At 43.0% G+C, this 2,329-nt stretch carries 3 protein-coding genes; 1 reads left to right on the forward strand and 2 read right to left on the reverse strand.

All coding sequences use genetic code 11. The features are described from left to right. Positions 1-6: 6 nt before the first annotated feature. Positions 7-147 (forward strand): PEP-CTERM sorting domain-containing protein, encoded by a 141-nt coding sequence (locus ACUVJL_RS09160; protein ID WP_445245557.1) that lies wholly within the window; start codon positions 7-9, stop codon positions 145-147. 172 nt (positions 148-319) lie between these two features. On the opposite strand, the gene ACUVJL_RS09165 is transcribed toward ACUVJL_RS09160, so the two are convergent. Together ACUVJL_RS09165 and ACUVJL_RS09170 are read right to left on the reverse strand one after the other, a co-directional pair. Further along, positions 320-1,513: a hypothetical protein gene (locus ACUVJL_RS09165; protein WP_445245555.1), complete on the reverse strand. Its 1,194-nt coding sequence runs from the start codon at positions 1,511-1,513 to the stop codon at positions 320-322. Positions 1,514-1,828: 315 nt separating this feature from the next. Further along, the coding region (locus ACUVJL_RS09170; protein WP_445245556.1) for a thermonuclease family protein at positions 1,829-2,329 on the reverse strand (501 nt) is incomplete at its 5' end.

A 2,329-nucleotide genomic window follows, 5' to 3' on the forward strand; every position in this document is an offset into this window, starting at 1 on the left:
CCCAGTTTGATAATTGAAACCGCCGATGCTACTGAGCCTGTACCTGAGCCGACCACAATCTTTGGTTCAGCTATAGGTCTATGCCTGGGAGGATGGCTGAAACGAAAGAAATCAAGTCAGCAAGATAAAACAACGCCACAAGCTTAATCTATCGTTATAGATAAGAAACGAAACTGGTCGAGAGAAAACACCCGGCGTTAACCTATGTATTTTTGTATTCCGTAATTTGTCCACTGGACAAGTTAGACTTGTTTACTGGACAAATTAAAGAGCGATCAATTAATGAAGTTCTTTGACCTAAAGTTGAAGAAATAGACTGCTATGCGACAGTAATTATCTGACCAGCAGTTAAACTGGTGAAATCATACGTTGTGTTACCAGCTTTTAGTTTTTCAAACTCGGAAGTTATCATAGTAATGCTATTTTTGGTAAAATTCACCCCTGTTCCCGATATTCCTACGGTATAACTTCCTGACGTTAATTCTAGTGTGTCCTTACCGTTTCCGCCATTAAAATTACCAGAACCAAAACCCTTGAGATAGTCTTTACCATTCTCTAAAAATACGCTGCCCATGCCACCAAAACCTCCGTCAGCAATCATGGAGTCTTCACCATTACCAGTAATAATGGTACCCTCATTGTAAATGCCAATGCTGCTAATGCCAGTTATTACGTCGTTACCATTCCCGGTATCAATGATGCTAAATTGGTTGATGTTAATGATGCCATAGCTGTCTGTACTCGTACCAGTGATGATGTCATTGCCATCGCCGGTATTTATAACACCCCTTTTTCTCAAGATGCCTCTAGCGGTAAGACTTGAGTTCAAGATGCCTCCATTGCCAGTGATGATGTCATTACCATTACTGGTAGTTATCGTGGAATAGTTGTTCTGGATACCTGCCATGCCAGTACCAGTGATTATGTCGTCACCATTTCCAGTATCGATGTTGGTGTCAGTATTAGATAGACCAACACCACCTATACCGTTGATTGTGTCGTTACCATTACCAGTAATTATGTCTTCAGCATAGAAGCTGATTCCCCCTCCATTCCTGGGGGCAGTGCCAGTAATTAAGTCGTCACCATCACCAGTATCAATGGTGCCTTGACTGTAAATGCCATAGCCTACATATGAGTCTACGCTATCGATCACCCCGTACCTACCAGCAATTATGTCGTTACCATCACCAGTATTAATAGCGCCTCCTTCCTTGTAAAGCGCAGCAGTAAAAAATCCCCCCACATTTTGGTTTGGGATAATGCCCGTAATTATGTCGTTACCATCGGTGGTATTAAGCGTACCCGTGTTGTAGAGACCAATGATAGCGCCAAGGATGTACTTGGAAGGATCGATGATGATTCCGTCGCTGATAGTACTCCAAGTGCCAGTTAGTATGTCATTACCAGCAAGAGTATTAGAGGTACCAGTATTGAATATTGGCTCTACCCCAGACGCGGGAACAATATCACCCTGATTAGTGAATGTTAGATTTGAAAGTTCAATTGTCATAGGAACACCTCGGTATTAAGATAAAAGTGAGAAATATATGTTACTATTGTAGTGCTATAGCGGTTCTCAAAAAAGTGAGGTATGCCCTATGCCCTATGCCCTATGCCCTATGCCCTATGCCCTATGCCCAGTCGTACCTCATCTTTCTGAGAAAGGCTATATCACACTTTACAATATTTTATTCTGTATTGTTTTATTTCTTAACATAATCAAAACTATCTTAATGAGTTTGTCCATTTTAACTTCACAAATAATGTTGTGCGCTTATTCATATCACAAACTCTTGGACTCGAAACAACAATTTTGTAACCCAAACTAATGATTAGATTTGCGGTAATTCCAGGGACGCTGACCACCATCGGGCAGCCGCCACACTCCGAGCTTAGCTTCTTGCGCCTGGGCTTGAGTTGATTCGATCGCCGACCAGTTCGGGCAATCTTTTTTGTATTGCTCGTAGCCATACGCCATACCAGCGATCGCCATTTGTGATTGAATCAAGCCGTAATTATTCCAAAGTTGAGCAACTGTCCGACCGTAACGATCGACTGTTATTGCTTGCACCTTGACTTTGTTTCCACCGCGATTCACTAGCGATCGAAGGTGATTGCGCGCTTCTTCACCCATTGGCTGCTTTAATTCCGGCGCATCAACACAGGCAAAGCGCACTTTGATCACTTCACCTTTGGACGATCGAACCCGCAGCGTGTCTCCGTCGTGTACCGAGCCTGGGATAACTTCATACTCTGGTAAGTTTGCTGCCTCATCAGGATCGGGCTCCCCATTGGGAATTTGAATACTTGCAGATTGACTTTGTGG

It is taken from the genome of Microcoleus sp. OTE_8_concoct_300 (assembly GCF_031383065.1).
GTDB lineage: Bacteria > Cyanobacteriota > Cyanobacteriia > Cyanobacteriales > Microcoleaceae > Microcoleus.